The sequence below is a fragment of the Clostridium isatidis genome, from assembly GCF_002285495.1.
In the GTDB taxonomy this organism is placed as follows: domain Bacteria; phylum Bacillota; class Clostridia; order Clostridiales; family Clostridiaceae; genus Clostridium; species Clostridium isatidis.
Genome location: NZ_CP016786.1, coordinates 2,648,679 through 2,666,153 on the forward strand (window position 1 = coordinate 2,648,679; position 17,475 = coordinate 2,666,153).

A 17,475-nucleotide genomic window follows, 5' to 3' on the forward strand; every position below is an offset into this window, starting at 1 on the left:
TAATTATTTAAACTTCTTATTTTTTAGTTACATTCTTAAAGATTCTTGTAACTCCAACTGAGTGGTACTCTATTCCTGAAACGTTGCTCTTAATCATTACTGCATTACCCTTTTGATATACAGGGAATATAACAGCTTCATCCATAACCATTTTTTCTGCATCTTTTAATGCTGTCCATCTAGCTTCAGGATCTAATGAAAGTTCACCATTTTTCGCTGATTCGATTATTTTATCATACTCAGCATTTGACCATAATCCATAGTTATTAGGACTATCTGTAGTCCACATATCTAAATATGTCATTGGATCTGCATAATCTGGACCCCAACGAGTTAATCCAATTTCATAATCTCCAGCTTGCATTCTTTCAACTCTATTTTTCTTAGGCATTACTTCTAATTCTATTGTAAATCCTGGTAAATTTTCTTGAACTTGTGCTTGAATAAATTGAGCTACATTTTGAGCTGATTCTGTATCTTCTACAACCATTTTATATGTGAATGTTTCTTGTCCTAATTCTTTCTTAGCTTTTTCAAAATATTCTTTTGCCTTTTCTTTATCAGTAGAAAGGTAAGGTTGTACACCTTCTCTAAAGTCTTTTCCATCAGGTCCTGTAGCAAGTAACTTTGGAACTGCAAAATCTGCTACGATTGAACCATCCTTTAATATATTATTAACTATTGCTTCCTTATCAAAAGATAATGCGATTGCTTTACGTAAATTTTCATTTTCTAATCCCTTAACCTTTTGGTTAGGTGAAATATACCATAAATAACCTGCCGCAACATTATTAAATTCTGGATCAGTCTTAAATTGTTCTACTTGCTCTCCTGCAAGTGTTGCAACATCTAAATCACCATTTTGGTATGATAGCATTGTTTGTTGAGCTTCTTTAATTACTTGGAATTGTATTCCATCTAACTTAACACTTGACGCATCCCAATATTGATCATTTTTTACTAATTCTATAGTTGTTGCTGCTGGTTCATAAGAAGCAATCTTAAATGGACCATTAGCTAAAATAGTATCAGCTGATGTTCCGAAATTATCTCCTGCCTGCTTAAAGAATTCTTCATTTACAGGATAGAATGATGGGAATGTCATTAATGATTCAAAGAATGTAACTGGATGTGATAATTCAACTACTAATGTTTTATCATCTTCAGCTTTTACACCTAATTCCTCTACTCCCTTTTCTCCTGCTAAAACAGCATCAGCATTTTTAAATCCTGCAATACTTGCCATAAATGCATATTCACTAGCTGTTTTTGGATCAGCAAGACGTCTCCATGCAAATACAAAGTCATTTGCAGTTACTGCTGTTCCGTTTGACCATTTTGCGTCTTTTAATTTAAATGTATAAGTTAATCCATCTTCGCTTTTTTCCGCAGATTCTGCCATAGCTAAAATTGGATTACCGTCTGCATCAACAGAATATAGACCCTCTGTAACTGCAGCAATAACTTCAAAAGAAGTTCCATCTGTAGCAATTTGTGGATCCATTGACGCAACTTCAACGTCAAATTGTACTTTTAAAGTACCACCAGAAGTTTCTGAAGCTTCTGAGCCGCTACCATTGTTTCCGCTTGTTTTACTTCCCCCACCACAAGCTACTAAGCTAAATGTCAATGACATTGCTACTGCCAAAGACAATAGCTTTTTGATACTTTTCATATTAAATAGCCCCCTTATTCATTAAAATTTTTAGAAAGAATTTAAATTTTTATTAATTTATAAAAATTTCTTAATTAATATTATATATTCAATTTTTCCTTTGTCAATATATAAATTTATCAATTTATTAATTATTATTATATTTTTTTAATACTAAATATGCAGTTTTATTAAAAATTTTAAAATTCGACTTTCTTAAAAAATGCATATATTTTTTCATTTTTATTAATTTTTATACGATTATTTATTAATTAAATCTATTGTAAATGTATTCAAGAGGATTTTTTTAACAATTCATTAATTTTTTCATTCTTTTATGTTTTTTTATTCAAAAATTTCTTAATTTTATTATTTAATTTTTATATATTTATTTTTGAGAAAATGTAAAAAAAGGTTATTACATAAAATTATTTATGTAATAACCTTTTATTGTATATAATTTATATTTTAATAAAACTCAACTAGTTTACTTCACTAACCTTTAATAGGTTTGTAGTTCCTACTTCTGCTAGTGGAACTCCTGCTACTATAATAACAGTATCTCCTTCTTTTACAAATCCATTATCTTTAGCAGTTTTAATTGATTCTTCCATCATTTGATCTGTCGATGTCATTTCATTTGAAACTACTGGATATACCCCAAAACATGCAGCTAAACTCTTAGCTACTCTTTCATATGGAGTTACAGCAACTATTGCACAATCTGGTCTGCATTGAGAAACTCTTCTTGCTGTTGATCCGCTTTGAGTTGTTGTAATAATTGCAGCTGCCTTTAATTCATAAGCAGCATTTGCAGCTGCTCTTGAAATAACACCAGCAGTTGCAGGTATATGTGATTTAGCTTTAGATGTAGCTATTTCATAACGTAATTGTTTTTCAGCTTCTACTGCTATTTTAGCCATAGTTTGTACCGCTTCTACTGGCCAATCTCCATTTGCTGATTCTCCAGATAACATTATTGCATCTGTTCCATCATAAATTGCATTTGCAACGTCTGAAACTTCAGCTCTAGTTGGTCTTGGATTTCTTATCATAGAATCTAACATTTGAGTAGCAGTTATAACTGGCTTTCCTGCATCATTACATTTTTGAATTATCATTTTTTGTACAGCAGGTAATTTTTCCATAGGAATTTCTACTCCTAGGTCTCCTCTTGCAACCATTATTCCATCAGATGCTTGTAATATAGCATCTATATTATCTACACCTTCTTGGTTTTCTATCTTAGAGAATATCTTTATATCTTCCCCACCATTTTCATTTAATACTTTTCTTATTGCTTCAACGTCTGCTGCCTTTCTTATAAATGAAGCTGCAACGAAGTTTACTCCAATTTGGCATCCAAATTTAAGATCTGAAATATCTTTTTCTGTTAAAGCAGGTAAGTTTATTGCAACTCCTGGAACATTTACTCCCTTATGAGTTCCTACAAAACCTGTATTTAACACTTTACAATTAATTCTATTTCCTTCAACTGATTTTACTTCTAATCCAACTAAACCGTCATCTATTAAAATAGTATCTCCAGGTTTTACATCATTTGCTAATCCTTCATAAGTAACAGAACACTTAGTAGCATCTCCAACTACATCTTCGCCTGCATAAATAGCAAAGTCATCTCCAGCTTTTAATTCAACCTTTTTAGGTTCAAACTTTCCTGTTCTTATTTCTGGTCCTTTTGTATCTAACATTACTGCTATTTGTTTGTTATACTTTGCTGATAATTCCTTAACTAATCTTATTCTTCTAGCATGTTCTTCATGATCTCCATGGGAGAAGTTATGTCTAGATACGTTCATTCCTGCTTCTATTATTTTAGATAATATCTCTGGGGTATCGCTAGCAGGTCCTATTGTACACACCATCTTAGTCTTTCTCATGTAATACACTCCTTCACTTTGGATATAAATTTTTTAAATCAGTAATTAATTATAACAAAACTACAATCTTATTTTATGATGAAATTGCTTCTGATAAATCAAATAGTTCATCATCAAATTTTCTTTCTAATGCTAAAGCTTCATCTATATCTTCATCAATAATTTTATTATCTCTTATTCCAATTACTCTTGAAGTTTTTCCTTCTAAAAGAACTTCTACGGCTTTAGCACCCATTCTTGAAGCTAAAATTCTATCTGTTGCAGTTGGGCTTCCTCCTCTTTGAATATGACCTAAAACTGTAGCTCTTGTTTCTATTCCTGTAACATTTTCAACATATTCAGCTAATTCTTGAGCTCCACCTACTCCTTCTGCAAGTAGAATTAAATTATGTACTTTACCATTTTGCTTTCCTTCAAGAATAACTTTACATAATTCATCTCTTGAAAAACCTTTTTCTGGAGTTATTATATATTCTGCTCCACCAGCAATACCTGCATATAAAGCTAAATCTCCACAATCTCTTCCCATTACTTCTAATATAGAAACTCTTTCATGAGAAGTAGATGTATCTCTAACCTTATCTATTGCATCTATTACTGTATTTAATGCTGTGTCAAATCCAATTGTGTAGTCAGTATAAACTAAATCATTATCAATTGTTCCAGGAATTCCTACAGTTTTTACTCCTAGCTTTGATAAAAGCTTGGCTCCAGTGAAAGATCCATCTCCACCAATTACTACTAAAGCGTCAATTCCATAAGCTTTTAATATTTTTGCTGCTTTTTCTCTAACTTCTTCTTTTTTGAATTCAGGACATCTAGCAGTTCTTAGGATTGTACCACCTCTATGAATAATATCTGATACAGATGATCTATTCATAGGAATAAGCTCTCCATTAATTAGACCTGCGTATCCTCTTTGAACTCCCATAACTTGAATTCCCTTATGCAGTGCAGTTCTAACAACTGCTCTTATTGCTGCATTCATTCCAGGAGCATCTCCACCACTTGTTAAAATAGCTATTTTTTGCATGCCGTTTCCTCCTTAACACCATAGGGGCAAAGTTTGTCCCAACTTTTGTTTAATTAGTCTTTTATTTTAATAAATTTATATCGCTTGCTATTTTTAAATAAAATTATTAACTACATTTACTACTAATCTATTTTACTTTGAAGTCGAGTTTTATGCAACTAAAATAATGCATAATTACGATTTTTATCGACTTTTTTTATAGTTTGCTATATTTATTATAACCTATTTTTTCAGATTTTATAGAATATTTAATTATTTTTATTAAACTTTCAGACAACTTTACAATTCTTTCATTGTAATCTTTTACCTTTTTACAAATTTTAAAAATTTTTGTGAATAATTTCACTATTTTCATTTGCTAAATTGCAATCTATTAAGAACTTTATAAATAATAATAAATTTAGGGCTGTTTTATAACTAACGCTACAAAACAGCCCTAATACTATTCAACTAACTTAACATTATTTTCTCCTACAAGTTCCTTAAGATAACTAATTACATCTGAATCTATGTTTATCCAAATATCTCTTGGAGCTCTATATTGCTTTCTGTCATTTGAAGTAAATATGTAAATTGCAGTATCTCCTTTATACTCTTCAGGAATTCCTCTTGCTTCTTTAATAAAAGCCTTTGCCAAATTTACATTATCAACTCTGATATAAACCTTTGTGGAATTAACCTTTTCTAATGGTTCTATAGTTTCACATATAAGCTTAGGAGCTTCATCTTCTTTAATGCTTATTCTTCCTTTTATAACAACTAAGCTATCTTCCTTTATAAGTTCTCTTACCTTATCTAAGGTTTTAGGAAATACTATAACTTCTATAGTTCCTGTTAAATCTTCTAGTTGTAAAAATGCCATCATAGTATTATTTCTTGTTATCTTCTGATTTACAGAAGTTAAAATACCTCCAAGAATAACTCTTTCATCATCATGAATTATATTATCTGGAACTTCTATATGTCCATAAGCTTCTTGTATTATCTCATGAGATTTAAATATTTTTTCTATATCAGTTGTAGTTTGCACTTTAAGGCTATAAGTATACTCATCTAGCGGATGACCAGATAAATATAATCCTGTCATTTCTTTTTCCATTGCTAAAAGATTCTTTTTAGAAAACTCTTTTATATTAGGATAATTAACTTCTGGTGCCTCTATTATATCTTCATCTAAAGCAAAGAGACTTATTTGACCATCTATATTACGTTTCTTTTCACTTGAAACTCCATCCATTAATTTTTCATAGACTGCTAATAATCTTGATCTAAATACTTTAAAACAATCTAAAGCTCCTGCCTTAATTAAGCTTTCTATAGCCCTTTTATTAACTGCAGATAAGTCTATTTTATTAATAAAATCCATTAAAGATTCAAAAGCACCTTTTTTATTTCTTGAATATACTATAGACTCTACTACATTGTAACCAACATTTTTTATAGCTGCTAATCCAAATCTTATTTTATCTCCTTTAACGGTGAATTTTGAATAACTTTCATTAATATCTGGAGGTAAAACTTCTATTCCTAAACTTTCTGCAAAATTTATATAATTAGCAACCTTTTCACTTGTTCCCATAACAGAATTAAGCATTGCTGCAATGGTTTCTACCGGATAGTATTTCATTAAATATGCAGTTTGATAACTAACTACTGCATAAGCTGCAGCATGAGATTTATTGAAGGCATAACTTGCAAAGTCCATCATCTGATCAAAGATTTTATTTGCAGCTTCTTCTGAAATCCCATTTCTTAAGCATCCTGGAACCTCTACAGTTCCATCTTCCTTTACAATACCATAAATAAAGTTCTTTCTTTCTTCCTCCATAACTTTATGTTTTTTCTTGGACATGGCTCTTCTAACTAGGTCACTTCTTCCCATTGAATAACCAGCAAGCTTCATAACTATCTGCATAACTTGCTCTTGATATACTATAACACCATAAGTGACATCCAAAATATCTTCAAGTTCTGGAGTAATATATTTAATCTTATCTGGATTTTTCTTTCCTTCTATATAGTTAGGAATTTCTGCCATAGGACCTGGTCTATATAAAGAATTACCAGCTATGATATCTTCTATAGAATCAGGTTTTAATTCCTTCATAAATGCAGTCATTCCTGGAGATTCAAATTGAAAAACACCTGCTGTCTTTCCCTCTCCAAACATTTTATATACATTCTGATCTTCAAAGTCTATTTTATCTAAATCTAGGTCTATCCCCTTATTTTCTTTTATCATTTTCACTGCATCATTTATAACTGTTAATGTTCTTAATCCCAAGAAATCCATCTTTAAAAGACCTAACTCTTCTAAAGTTGTCATATCAAATTGGGTAACAATAGAATCCTCATTTTTTTGAAGGGGTACATATTCAACCAATGGTTTTGATGCTATTACAACGCCTGCTGCATGTGTTGATGAGTGTCTTGGAAGTCCTTCTAAAGATCTGCTTACATCAATTAGAGCCTTAACTCTTTCTTCATTATTATAAGCTTCCTTTAATTCTGGATTTATTTCTAAAGCTTTATCTATTGTTATATTAAGCATTGAAGGAATCATTTTAGCTATTCTATCTACTTCTGCATAAGAATAATTCATTGCCCTTCCTACATCTCTTATACAAGCCCTTGCAGCCATTGTTCCAAAGGTTATTATCTGTGAAACATTATCTATTCCATACTTTTCAACAACATAATCAATAACTTCCTGTCTTCTTTCATAACAAAAATCCGAATCAATATCCGGCATACTCACTCTTTCTGGATTTAAGAATCTTTCAAAAAGCAAATTGTATTTTATCGGATCTATCTTTGTTATTCCTAAAGTATAGGCTACTATTGATCCTGCAGCAGATCCTCTACCTGGTCCTGTTGGAATTCCATTTTCTCTTGCAAATCTAATAAAATCCCAAACTATTAAGAAGTAGTCAACATATCCCATTTGATTAATTATTGATAGTTCATGCTCTAATCTCTCAATATATCCATAAGCCTTTTCATTTTCTTTATAATAATTCATAAACTCATCAACATTTAATGGTTTATTCAGGAAGTCCTTAAAAACATCATATCTTTCTATTAATCCAGAATAACAAATATTTCTTAAATATTCATAAGGTTTTATACCTTCTGGAACTGGAAATTTAGGAAGTTTTGAAACATGAAATTCGTAATTAAAGTTGCATTCTTCTGCTATTTTAGTTGTATTTTTTAAGGCTTCTGGTACAAAAGAGAAAATATCCCACATCTCTTCTTGAGACTTTAAGTAAAATTGGTCTGAGGGATATCTTCGTCTATTAGTGTCATCTATTGTTTTTCCTGTTTGAATACACATAAGTACATCATGAGCTTCATAATCTTTTTGATATATATAATGTACATCATTCGTCGCAACCAATGGTATTCCTGTTTCCTTTGATATTTTTATATTCCAGTCTATAACCTTTTTTTGCTCTTCCATGCCATGATTTTGAATTTCTAAATAAAACCCCTCTTTAAAAATATCTTTGTATAGAAGAGCTGTTTCTTTAGCCTTTTCATAATTATCCTTAAGTATCCAAGATTGAACCTCTCCACCTAAGCAGGCACTTAATGCTATTAGTCCCTCGCTGTGTTTTCTTAAAAACTCATGGTCAACCCTTGGTTTATAATAAAAACCTCTAATAGAAGCTTCTGATGTTATTCTCATAAGGTTTCTATACCCCTCATCATTCTTAACTAATAAAACTAAATGATGGGTGCTGTTTTCCTTATCATTTACCTTGATATCCATAGACTTAGCTGCAACATATATTTCACATCCCACTATAGGCTTGATCCCTTGGGCAACAGCCTCTTTATAAAAAGCCACACATCCATACATAACTCCATGATCTGTTATAGCTATGCTCTTCATTCCTAATTCTTTAGCTCTGCTTATTATATCCTTTACTTTTCCAGAGCCATCAAGCAAACTATAGCCAGTATGAAGATGTAAGTGAGTAAATTGCTTTTCCATATTACACCCCCGTTCTTTTCGGTTCTCAATTCACAGTTCACATTGCACAATTTAGGATAAAAATCTTAGAAACTGCCTTAGCAGTTTCAATCTTAACTGTCCACTGCACACTCCTAGCTATAAACTGTTTTAATAGTTTCCCGATCTAATCTCTTCTGCTATTTTTTCTATTTTTCTTAATCTATGATTAACTCCTGATTTGCCAACTGGAGGATCTAGCATTTCTCCTAGTTCCTTTAAAGACTCATCTGGATAGTTTAATCTTAACTCTGCTATTTCTCTTAAGTTTTGTGGTAATCTTTGAAGACCTATTTCCCTTTGAATTAACTTTATACTTTCAACTTGCCTTACTGCAGCATTTACTGTTTTGCTTAAATTTGCCGTTTCGCAATTTACTAGCCTATTTACATTATTTCTCATTTCCTTCATTATTCTTATATTTTCTAATTCTAGTAATGAAGTATGAGCTCCTAAAATCCCTAACAAATTTGATATTTGTTCTCCTTCTTTTAAATAGACTATATAGCTGTTTTTTCTTTGTATTACTTTTGTATTTAATCCGAAGGAATTAATTAATTTAGATAAATCTCTGGCATATTCTTCACTATGAGTTACAAATTCTAAATGATAGGTTTTTTCAGGGTTGCTAATACTTCCTCCACCCAAAAAAGCACCTCTAATATAGTATCTTTTAAGTTCATCTGTTTTTACCATTTCTTCATCTATTCTATAGTCTAAGGTTAATACACCATCAACTTCCCTTAATATTCCTGTCTTTCTTAAAAGATCTTTTACTCCCATACTTTCATCTATAACAACCATATATATATTATTCTTTTTTAAGGAACTGCTCTTCTTAACCATTAATTTTGAATGTATGTTAAAATAATCTTTTAATAAACTAAAAATATGCCTTGCAGAAGCTGGGTTTTCTGTAGTTATTCTAAAAGATAACCCAGAGCCACTAAAGGTTATAGTTCCACTAACTTTCATTATTGCAGATATTTCTGCTAAGGCTTTTTCTTTCGTTAATTCTGAATATCTGCAAACTTCTCCCTTTACTTTTGATGAAAACGACATATTCCCATTCTCCTTATTTCTATTATTATCATATTATTATATCATAAGTTAATCTAAAATTTTATATACAAATTCTAGCTATATATCTTATACACTTGTTACTTTTACTTTAACTAATTAATATATTTTTATAAAAATATATAATAATAGAAAAATAAAACTTCTATAAGAATTATAGAAGTTTTATAAATATCATTGATTTCTTTTATTTCTTTTTTCCTTTTCCTTAATCTTTTTAGAAACATACATATATTCTATAATCTTTTTCCTATCATATAAAAGCTTCTTCTCCATTATTGTATCAACAATAACTTCTCCTAATTTTTCAGAATCATGCTTCACATAGCCCTTCTCTATTTTTGCTAAAGGCTCTTCTATTATTTCAACTCCTAATTTTTTTACTTCCTTTTTATCTAATTCAACTAAACTTGAATTATCTAAAGCATACTTTTCCTTAATTTCTGTTGGTATATCACCGTTGTTAGCAATAACATAGTCGACAATATTTCGTCCGCCATATTTTCTTAATACTTTTATATGATCCGATGCCTTAAAGCCATCTGTTTCTCCAGGCTGTGTCATTATATTTGAAATATATATTTTTATTGCATCACTTTTTCTTATACTTTCAGCTATATTTTTCACCAATAAGTTAGGGATAATACTTGTGTACAAACTTCCTGGTCCTAAAACTATAGCATCCGCCTCCTCAATTGCTTTAATTGCATCGTCTAAAGGTTTTGCATTTTGAGGTTCTATACTAATTTTTTTAATTCTTGAATTTTGCCTTAGAGCTTCTTCAGGTATTTGAGATTCACCCTCCACCCTATTTCCATTATCAAGCTCTGCAATTAACTTCATATCCTCTAAAGTAACAGGCAATACTCTTCCTGTTACAGCTAAAACCGAACTCATTTTCTGAACTGCATGCTCAAAATTATCGCTTATTCCATTCATAGCAGCTAAAAACAAATTTCCAAAGCTTTGATTTTTAAGTCTTCCATCTTTAAATCTATATTGAAGTAGATCTTCCATCAATGGCTCTGTATCTGCTAAAGCTAAAATACAGTTTCTTATATCTCCAGGAGGAAGCATTCCTAAATCTTCTCTTAAATCTCCTGAACCTCCACCATCATCACCAACTGTAACTATAGCAGTAATATTAGAGGTATAATATTTCAATCCTCTTAGCATTGTAGAAAGTCCTGTTCCTCCTCCTACTGTTACTATTTTAGGGCCCTTTACTAATAACCTCTTTTCATCAATAAGATTTTCTATCTTTCTACTATTTAAAGAAATATTGACTTGCCTTTTATTATTTATTCTGATTATTGATTTAGTTATTTCCATAACTGATATGGTTATTACAAGAATTCCTGTTATATTAAGAAATATATAAAATAATTTATAATAATAATCATAAACCCTTCTAATAGCAAGTTCTGTGAATCCAAAAGCAATTAGTAAAACACCAAATATTCCAAAGAAAAACCATCTCTTTACCTTTAGGCCTGGTTTTAACCACTCATAAAACTTCATAGTTTCCTTGCTCCTTGATGTACATCCTCTTTAATATCTCTATGCTCTATAGAAACGTTATAATTTTTATTCAATAATTTTTCATATATTGCATTTGCTATAGCAACTGATCTATGTCTTCCTCCAGTACATCCAATCGAGATAATTAATTGTCTTTTTCCTTCTTTTTTATAACAAGGAATTAAAAATTCCAGCATATCTTCAACCTTTGTTAAAAAGTTCTTAGTTTCTTCCTGTTCTAATACATATTCCTTTACCGGCTTATCATTTCCTGAATATGGCTTAAGGGATGGTATATAGAACGGATTCGGTATGAATCTAACATCAAATACAAGATCTGAATCAACTGGTATTCCATGTTTAAAACCAAAACTTAATATAGTTATTGACAGATTTTTTCTTGGTTGCTTTGAATCTCCATAATGTTTATTCATTTCTTCTCTAAGATCTTTAATTGCATATTTAGAAGTATCTATTATTATATCTGCTCTATCTTTGACTTCTCTTAATTTTTTTCTTTCTTCATTAATTCCAGCTATAACTCTTCCTCTAGGTGCTAGGGGATGGCTTCTTCTTGTTTCTTTAAATCTTTTTACTAAAACTTCATCTGATGAATCTAAAAATAAAATTTCATATTTAAAATCTTGCTCTTTTAAATAATTTAAGCTTTCAAATAAATCATCAAAGAAAATTCCGCCTCTTATATCTATTACTAAAGCAACTTTATTAATTTTTCCATCACTTTGTATACACGCTTCTGCAAATTTAGGTATCAATTTAGGTGGAAGATTATCTACACAAAAATATCCCATATCTTCAAGACTTCTTGTTGCTTCTGTCTTGCCTGCTCCCGATAAACCTGTAACTATTATAAATCTCATGATATTATGCCCCCTTGCTCATAGTCTTCTATAGGTTAATTATATCACTGAAATTACTATAATTAAATCTATCTTTCAAATATATCACCTAATGTTCCTAAAATGCTTCCTTGATCTACTTGTCTTCCGCCAGTATGTGGAGCAGCTGCAATTACCCTAGAAGCTAACTTACTAAATGGTAAGCTTTGAATCCATACATCTCCTGGACCTGTTAATGTAGCAAAGAACATTCCTTCTCCACCAAATAGTGTATTTTTTATTCCTCCAACAAATTCTATATCATAATGTACATTTTGAGTCATTGCAACTAAACATCCTGTATCTATTTTAATTGTTTCTCCAGGCATTAAACTTCTTTTTACTATAGTACCTCCTGCATTTATGAAAGCCATACCATCCCCTTCTAATTTTTGAAGTATAAAGCCTTCACCACCAAAGAATCCTACTCCTAATTTCTTTGTAAATACAATCCCGATATTTACCCCCATAGCTGAACATAAATATGCATCCTTTTGACAGATTATTCTTCCGCCATAATTCTTAAGATCAATTGGTATTATCTTTCCTGGATAAGGTGCAGCAAAGGCTACCTTTTGCTTTATATAACCTGTATTGCTAAAGGAAGTCATAAATAAACTTTCACCTGTAATTACTCTCTTAGCAGCTCCTCCTAAAACACCCCAGAAGCCACCGCTTTTTTTACTGCCATCTCCAAAAACAGTATCCATTTTAATACTGCTGTCCATCATCATCATGGCTCCAGCTTCAGCAATTACTGCTTCTCTAGGGTCTAGGGTAATTTCAACAAATTGCATTTCATTCCCTTTAATTTCATATTCAATTTCATGTGCTATCATTTTTCTATCTCCTTTGCATTTTAATTATTCTTAATTATTTTCATGATATCTTACCATATCAATAATTACTAGTAATCCAATTAAAAAAACAGTATATTCCTCATCAAATACTTCTAATGAATAAGAATCTGTAAAAATACTAATCTCCTTATCTATTCTACCTATTTCTCTATTTTCCTTTTCTATTATATAATGTCTTCCTAGAACATCTCTTGCTCTCATTTTTATATTTCCCATTTGACCAGTAATATTATATTCAGGAAACATAAATTCTTTCCTTATTTCAGCAATTTCCATCATATTGGAATCGTAAGCAATATATCTATGCGCTCCAATCCTTATCTGCTGTTTTAAAAATAATATTCTCCTATTGTTCAAATCATAAACGTATATATTTTTACCAATATCAAACTTATCAGCCTCTACTATATATTCCTCTTTACCATGCTCATTTAATACATCAAACTTACTCCCAATTGAAAATAATCTTTGATTAATAGAAAACTTTCTCATTAACATTTCCCCTTTTTAATATTTTTTGTAACCTCTTTAAAAGGTTTGTATAAATCTTAAATATAGTATAATATACCACTTAATTAAAATCAATATTTTTATAGCAAAAATTTGAAATTTTATAAAAAGAAAAGCTATTACATAAAAATTTATGTAACAGCTCTATTTTCTAATTATTTATTATTAAATTTTTAACTAATAATATTTATATAATTCAACTATAATGAATTATTTTCTCATTTGTTAATTGCCAACTGTCAATTAGTTTAGTCTTCTCCTAATATTCTAACTTCAGGATGAAGTTCTACACCAAACTTATCTTTTACTTCCTTCTGAATATGTTTTATTAGATCTATTATATCCTTAGCAGTAGCTCCACCCTTATTAATTACAAATCCTGAATGTTTTTCTGAAACTGCTGCGCCACCAATACTATATCCCTTTAATCCCGCGTCTTGTATAAGCTTTCCAGCATAATATCCTTCTGGCCTTTTAAAAGTGCTTCCAGCAGATGGATATTCTAAAGGCTGCTTTTCTTCCCTTCTTCTTGTTAGATCATCTACAGTTTCTTTTATTTTATCATACTCAGCTTTTTGTAATTTAAATCTTGCTGATAATACTACATAATTTTTTTTCATAACGATTGATGATCTATAACCTAGTTCTAATTCTTCTTTTGATAACACTACTACTTCATTCTTATCATTTATTACTTCTGCAGATTCTATAACATCAGCAATTTCTCCATTATAGGCTCCTGCATTCATAAAAACAGCTCCGCCTACTGTTCCAGGTATTCCACAAGAAAATTCAAGGCCTGTTAAAGAGTTTTTTAAAGCCTCATTAGAGATATCCTTAAGCATAGCTCCACATTCCGCTTCTAATATATCTCCATCTACTCTTATGTTTTTTAATTCATTTAACTTTATTACAACTCCTCTTATTCCGCCATCTTTAACCAATAAATTAGATCCGTTGCCAACTACATAGAAAGGTATGCTCTTTTCTCTACATATTTTTATGGTTTTTATAACTTGCTCTTTAGATTCTGGTATTAAAAGTATATCAGCTGGTCCACCTACTCTAAAATAAACATGGTTCTTCATTTCAGAATCAAGAATTACATTTTCTTTTTTATAAAATTCCTCAAATAAACTATTTAAATTTTTATATTGATTCATACCTAACTCCTTATAAAACGTAGTAATTGTCTTTACCTAGTATAAAATAAAAACATATAATAAACAATATTTTTATTTATATTATTCATATTATATTTACTTTCTTTTCCTTGTTACAGCTTTTCTTTAACAGTAAAATAGTCAATTATACTTTGCGCTGCCTTTTTATCTATACTAGGAGTTTCTAACAACTCCTCAAAGCTAGCATTTTTAATATTTTCAACGCTGCCAAATTTCATTAGTAAATTTCGTCTCCTCTTTTCTCCTATGTTTGGTATATCCTCTAAAACTGAATGTAAAGTCCTTTTATCTCTTAAGGTTCTATGATAAGTAATTGCAAACCTATGGACTTCATCTTGTATTCTTCTAATTAGCTGCATTAAATTTGAGTTTCTATTAATAATAAGTTCTTGATTATTATATATAATACCCCTAGTTTGATGCTTATCATCTTTTACTAAACCACAAACAGGAATATTGATATTTAGTTTTTCTAATACTTCTAAAGCCACATTAACTTGGCCCTTTCCTCCATCCATCATTATAAGATCTGGGAAGAAAGAAAACTTTCCCGATGAAAAATTTAATTTTCTTTCTTTTATTTCTTCAATTTCCTTTAATCCATGAGTAAATCTTCTTTCTAAAATTTCCCTCATGCTATCATAATCATTAGCTCCCTTAACAGATTTTATTTTAAATCTTCTATAATCGCTATTTTTAGCTTTTCCTTCCTCAAATACTATCATAGAGCCGACTGAATCTACACCTTGAATATTAGATATATCATAAGATTCTATTCTAAATGGAATATCATCTAAATCTAATATATCTCTTAATTCTTCTAAAGCTATTTTATTAGTCATTTTATCTCTAAGTATCTTATCTTTAAACTTTTCTAGAGTAATTTTGGCATTGCTTTTTACCATTTCTAGCATTTCTTTCTTTTGACCCTTTTGAGGTATCTTTATTGTTACATTAGCTCCTCTTTTTATCTTTAAAAATTCTTCAAGCAATTCTATCTCTTCTATCTTTGGAACATAAATATATCTTGGTATCTTTGCTGTTCCGCCATAGAAAGAAGTAATAAACTCCTCTAGAATTTCTCCAATTTCTTCATTTACAGTATTCTCAAATATAAAATCTTCTCTTCCTAATATTTTTCCATCTCTAGAGAAGAAAATTTGAATACAGCTATCTTTTTCATCCTGATAGATATTAATAAAATCTTCGTCACCTTCCATTGTTTTAAATATCTTTTGTTTTTCTACAATATTTTCTATGGCAAATATTTTATCTCTTAACTTAGCTGCTTTTTCAAAATCTAAATTTCTTGATGCCTCTTCCATACTTTCCTTAAGATAATTTTTTATTTTTTTATCTTTACCATTAAGTATATCTATAATTTGATCAATCATTTTTCTATATTCTTCTTTTGATATATACCCTGCACATGGTGCTACACATTTTTTAATATGGTAATTTAAACATGGTCTAACCTTTGGACCATCTTCCTTAATTAATAATTTGCAATCCCTTACAGGAAATATTTTATATATTAATTTTATTGTTTCATAAACTGCAGTTCCATTTGTATATGGTCCAAAATATTTACCACCATCTTTAACATATCTTCTAGTTACAAATACTCTTGGGAAATCATCATTAGTTGTTATTTTTATGAAAGGATAAAATTTATCGTCTTTAAGTAAGATATTATACCTAGGACTGTATTTTTTTATTAAATTACCTTCTAAAATTAAGGCTTCCATTTCATTATCGGTTACTATATACTCAAATTCTGCTATATTCTTAACCATTGCCTTAACCTTTTCGGTATGATTTTTAGAATTTTGGAAATAACTTTTAACTCTATTTTTTAATATTTTAGCCTTACCTACATAAATAACTTCTCCGAGAGAATTCTTCATTAAATAAACTCCAGGCTTCTCTGGTAAGTTTTTCAAATGGTACTCAAAATCAAACATTACACTCCTCCATAAAGCTTTTCCTTTGTATATAAATTTTAACATTTTAATCTTAAGTAAACAAAAGGAATTTTATTGCAATTCACAATTCATAATGCATACTGTACACTGTGAATTGTGAACTGCAAAAGGTACTTTTACCTAAAACGGTGATTCAAACTCTTCGAATCTTGGCCATTTTTCATCTTCTTCTTCAACTTCTACTTCATATTTATCTAAAAATTCCCAAGGTATATTTAGTGATGACCAATGAATTCCATCTCTTAAACTTAAGATATAGGGTTTTGTAACTTTATAATAGATTATAGCATTTTTTTCTCCTTTTATATAATAACCATGAGCACAACCACTTGGAATATATATAATGTTTCTATTATTTTCGTTTAACTCTATCACAGTATATTTCCCAAAGGTTCTTGATTTTTTTCTTAAGTCTACTACAACATCTTGAATTGAACCACTTAAGCATGTAACTAATTTATCATGTGCTTCTGGAGGTCTCTGGAAGTGCATTCCTCTAACTACACCTGGTTTTGCAATTGCATAGCACTCCTCTTTAAATTCTGTACTTAATCCATAAATATTAAACTGTGTATTATTAAATATTTTTATAAAATCACATTTATCTTCCATTAAAACCATAGGGGTTATTAAATAGCATCCATCTACTTCTAATTCTTCAAATCTAAACATATATCCTTCTCCTTAATCATAAATTTTTTCTCTTGTATTTAAAAATTTAAATGATTTTACATTTTAATATATGAATCAAAACCTTATTCAGTTAATAATTAGCTATGGATAATTGATTGAAAAGTAAAAAATAGAGATAAAAACAAGAAAAATTGTTC

The 17,475-nt window shown here is 29.8% G+C and carries 12 protein-coding genes; all 12 read right to left on the reverse strand.

What is annotated here, in order from left to right:
• Positions 1-16 precede the first annotated feature (16 nt).
• The 12 genes from BEN51_RS12575 to BEN51_RS12630 all read right to left on the reverse strand — a co-directional run bounded on the left by BEN51_RS12575 (position 17) and on the right by BEN51_RS12630 (position 17,317).
• Positions 17-1,675, reverse strand: a complete 1,659-nt coding sequence (locus tag BEN51_RS12575; RefSeq protein ID WP_119866364.1) for a peptide ABC transporter substrate-binding protein — start codon at positions 1,673-1,675, stop codon at positions 17-19.
• A gap of 461 nt (positions 1,676-2,136) precedes the next feature.
• Entirely contained in the window at positions 2,137-3,555 is a 1,419-nt protein-coding gene (pyk, locus tag BEN51_RS12580) for a pyruvate kinase (protein WP_119866365.1), read from the reverse strand.
• A gap of 73 nt (positions 3,556-3,628) precedes the next feature.
• Positions 3,629-4,588 carry a 6-phosphofructokinase gene (pfkA, locus tag BEN51_RS12585; RefSeq protein WP_119866366.1) on the reverse strand — a complete coding sequence of 320 codons (960 nt, stop codon included), beginning with the start codon at positions 4,586-4,588 and terminating at the stop codon, positions 3,629-3,631.
• Between the two features lie 442 nt (positions 4,589-5,030).
• Entirely contained in the window at positions 5,031-8,588 is a 3,558-nt protein-coding gene (locus BEN51_RS12590; protein WP_119866367.1) for a DNA polymerase III subunit alpha, read from the reverse strand.
• A gap of 129 nt (positions 8,589-8,717) precedes the next feature.
• Entirely contained in the window at positions 8,718-9,668 is a 951-nt protein-coding gene (gene whiA, locus BEN51_RS12595) for a DNA-binding protein WhiA (protein WP_119866368.1), read from the reverse strand.
• A gap of 192 nt (positions 9,669-9,860) precedes the next feature.
• Positions 9,861-11,207 (reverse strand): gluconeogenesis factor YvcK family protein, encoded by a 1,347-nt coding sequence (locus tag BEN51_RS12600; RefSeq protein WP_119866369.1) that lies wholly within the window; start codon positions 11,205-11,207, stop codon positions 9,861-9,863.
• Positions 11,204-12,088, reverse strand: coding sequence for an RNase adapter RapZ (gene rapZ, locus BEN51_RS12605; protein WP_119866370.1), 885 nt, complete (start codon positions 12,086-12,088; stop codon positions 11,204-11,206). Before rapZ ends, BEN51_RS12600 begins: the two co-directional genes overlap by 4 nt.
• Before the next feature lie 68 nt (positions 12,089-12,156).
• Entirely contained in the window at positions 12,157-12,945 is a 789-nt protein-coding gene (locus tag BEN51_RS12610; protein WP_119866371.1) for a TIGR00266 family protein, read from the reverse strand.
• 30 nt (positions 12,946-12,975) lie between these two features.
• Positions 12,976-13,458 (reverse strand): LURP-one-related/scramblase family protein, encoded by a 483-nt coding sequence (locus tag BEN51_RS12615; RefSeq protein WP_119866372.1) that lies wholly within the window; start codon positions 13,456-13,458, stop codon positions 12,976-12,978.
• Between the two features lie 266 nt (positions 13,459-13,724).
• The gene (gene murB, locus BEN51_RS12620) at positions 13,725-14,639 is read right to left on the reverse strand and encodes a UDP-N-acetylmuramate dehydrogenase (RefSeq protein WP_119866373.1); all 915 of its coding nucleotides are present in this window, start codon (positions 14,637-14,639) and stop codon (positions 13,725-13,727) included.
• Between the two features lie 113 nt (positions 14,640-14,752).
• Positions 14,753-16,624, reverse strand: coding sequence for an excinuclease ABC subunit UvrC (gene uvrC, locus BEN51_RS12625; protein WP_119866374.1), 1,872 nt, complete (start codon positions 16,622-16,624; stop codon positions 14,753-14,755).
• 141 nt (positions 16,625-16,765) lie between these two features.
• On the reverse strand, positions 16,766-17,317 hold the full coding sequence (locus BEN51_RS12630) for a dTDP-4-dehydrorhamnose 3,5-epimerase family protein (protein ID WP_119866375.1): 552 nt from the start codon (positions 17,315-17,317) through the stop codon (positions 16,766-16,768).
• Positions 17,318-17,475 lie beyond the last annotated feature (158 nt).